The sequence below is a fragment of the Allocoleopsis sp. genome, from assembly GCF_036703385.1.
Lineage (GTDB): Bacteria > Cyanobacteriota > Cyanobacteriia > Cyanobacteriales > Coleofasciculaceae > Allocoleopsis.
In genome coordinates this window covers 1-3,147 of the sequence record NZ_DATNPA010000101.1, presented here as the reverse complement: position 1 = coordinate 3,147, position 3,147 = coordinate 1, and the positions used below count along the sequence as shown (strand labels likewise).

The window sequence follows — 3,147 nt, the reverse complement described above, 5'->3', positions numbered from 1 at the left end:
AGATTGGCAGAAGCGATCGCTGCGACGCAAAACTATCTCCTCTCGATCCAAAACCCAGCAGGCTACTGGTGGGCTGAGTTAGAATCTAATGTCACCATAACCTCAGAGGCAGTTCTACTCCACAAAATTTGGGGAACTGACTTAGAACGTCCCCTACACAAAGTCGAAACTTACTTGCGATCGCAACAACGAGAGCATGGGGGCTGGGAACTGTTTTATGGCGATGGTGGAGAGTTAAGTACCTCCATCGAAGCTTATATGGCGCTCAAGTTGCTGGGTGTATCCCAAACCGATCCGGCTATGCTTCGAGCCAAAGCCTTCATCCTAGGACGGGGCGGAATCAGCCGTAGCCGCATTTTCACCAAAATCCATTTAGCCCTGATCGGATGCTATAGCTGGCGAGGCATTCCTTCACTGCCACCTTGGGTGATGCTGTTGCCGGAGCAGTTTCCCTTCAACATCTACGAAATGTCAAGCTGGGCACGCTCAAGCACCGTTCCCCTACTGATTGTCCTCGATCGCAAACCTGTCTTTCAGGTCAATCCCAAGATTACTCTTGATGAGTTGTATACCGAGGGAGCTGAAAACGCCCGGTTTGAATTACCCCGCAATTCTGACTGGACAGACATCTTTCTGGCTCTCGATAATGCCTTTAAGTTCGCAGAAAACTTAAACCTCGTCCCCTTCCGCGCAGAAGGAATTAAGGCCGCCGAAAAATGGATTTTAGAGCGGCAAGAAGTAAGCGGGGACTGGGGGGGTATTATTCCCGCGATGCTGAACTCGCTGTTGGCGCTGCGTTGTTTAGATTATGACGCAGCAGACCCGATTGTACACCGGGGACTCCAAGCCGTTGATAACTTTGCGATCGAAACAGAGGATACTTACCGAGTTCAGCCTTGTGTCTCACCGGTTTGGGATACGGCTTGGGCGATGAGAGCCCTGATTGATTCCGGTGTTGCTCCCGATCATCCGGCTGTCGTTCGGGGTGGGGAATGGCTGTTAAGTAAGCAGATTCTCGATTACGGCGATTGGACGGTTAAAAATAAGCAGGGCAAACCAGGCGCTTGGGCGTTTGAGTTTGAGAATCGCTTTTATCCCGATGTCGATGATTCAGCCGTGGTGGTGATGGCTTTGCATCAAGCGCAACTGCCTAATGAAAGTTTAAAGCAAGCTGCGATCGCTCGCACTGTTAATTGGATTGCCTCTATGCAGTGTCAGGAGGGGGGTTGGGCTGCCTTCGATCTGGACAACAATCAAGACTGGCTCAATCAATTGCCCTATGGTGACCTCAAAGCCATGATTGACCCAAACACGGCGGATGTGACAGCGCGGGTTCTAGAAATGCTGGGGCTTGGTAACCTGTCTATTGCTCCTGATAATCGAGCAAGAGCACTGGCCTACCTCATTCGCGAACAAGAGGCCGAAGGATGTTGGTTTGGTCGCTGGGGAGTCAACTACATCTATGGAACGAGTGGTGCGCTTTCTGCCCTAGCCCTTGTTGCGCCTCAAACTCACCGCCGCAGTATTGAACGCGGTGCTGCTTGGCTGGTTGGATGCCAAAATTCCGATGGTGGCTGGGGCGAAACCTGCCGCAGCTACGATGACCCAACCCTCAAAGGTCAAGGAAAGAGTACAGCCTCCCAAACCGCTTGGGCGTTAATCGGCTTAATGGCAGCCGGTGAGGCAACTGGAAAATTTGCCAGCGAGGCAATTGAACGGGGCATCAATTACCTTTTAGCCACGCAGCAGCCGGATGGCACTTGGAACGAATCAGAATTTACAGGGACTGGCTTTCCCAGCCATTTTTATCTGAAATACCACCTCTATCAACAATGCTTCCCTCTCATGGCTCTAGGTCGCCATCAAGCCTGGTTGACTAAGCTTTGAACACCTAGTAACGGCATAATTCCTATGTTTTTGAGGGCTAATTTTAATTGTCCGATGGGATTACTATGCCCTTAAAAAATTATTGGCGCTGATCTGTAATTTTAAACACATTGAGTAACAGTATGATTAAACCTAAGTAAATTTACAACTAACTAATTAAAGGTAAGCTATCGTTTTTTTGTAATTGTTTAAAGAGAAAAATAAAAGTCAAAATTTAAATACAACGCCGTTCAGGTTTCAAGTATGATGGATGTTTCTCAACCTATTTCACCAGCAGGAGAAGCTCACTCACGATCAGATAGGGAAAAGTCTCAGAGTTTGCTATAACGAAGTGGCAAAAGAAGATATGTTGGATTGTAGTGTGGTGTAAGAATCAATCATAGGAGTGCAACAGATGGGTCTACGCGAAGATGCCTTAAAAATTCTGGAAGAAACTAGCCGGACTTTTTACATCCCAATTAGTTGTTTACCTGTGAGGCTGCAAGAAGCCGTCACATCAGCCTACTTATGTATGCGAGCCATTGATCAAATTGAAGATCATCCGATGCTGGATAACCCCTCTAAGGCGAAACTGTTGCGAACGATTAGCATGAGATTGCAAGCTGGCGTTGATGGCTTTGCGATCAATGACTTCTCTGACGGATTCAGTCTACACCAAGAGCTACTACCAGAGGTCAGCATCCGGATTGGGGAATGGGGGATACTGGCACCGGAAGATATTGCGCCTCGGATTTGGGATGCTACGGCGGCAATGGCCGATCGCATGGCTTATTGGGCTGACAACAACTGGACAATTCACACCGAGTCGGATTTAGATCGTTATACCTTTAGCGTCGCAGGCGCTGTAGGACTGTTACTCTCTGATTTATGGGCTTGGTACGATGGGACGCAGACGAACCGTCTCCAGGCGGTTGGATTTGGTCGCGGCTTACAAGCTGTCAATATTCTTCGCAACCACAGCGACGATCTAGCGCGTGGAGTGGACTTTTATCCAGAGGGTTGGAGTAAAGAAAATATGCAAGCCTATGCTCGTCGTAATCTAGTCCTTGCCGACGCTTACACCGACGCACTTCCTGAAGGCCCCGCTTTGAACTTTTGCCAAATTCCCTTGCTGTTGGCTCACGGAACCTTGGATGCACTGAGTAACGGTAAAGAAAAACTTAGCCGCAGTGATGTGCTTGCCCTGCTCCAACAGTTAAGTAAAGCGAAGCAAGTTATTGGCTAGATCTGTGCAGCCGCTTGTCATACTCCACCAGGCCA

Annotated in this window: 2 protein-coding genes; both read left to right on the top strand. The window is 48.8% G+C overall.

Annotation, left to right across the window (positions count from 1 at the left end):
• On the top strand, positions 1–1,887 hold a 1,887-nt coding region (shc, locus tag V6C93_RS05130; protein ID WP_333475577.1), incomplete at its 5' end, for a squalene--hopene cyclase.
• Positions 1,888–2,281: 394 nt separating this feature from the next.
• Complete coding sequence (locus tag V6C93_RS05125) at positions 2,282–3,112, top strand: phytoene/squalene synthase family protein (RefSeq protein ID WP_333475576.1); 831 nt, start codon at positions 2,282–2,284, stop codon at positions 3,110–3,112.
• Positions 3,113–3,147 lie beyond the last annotated feature (35 nt).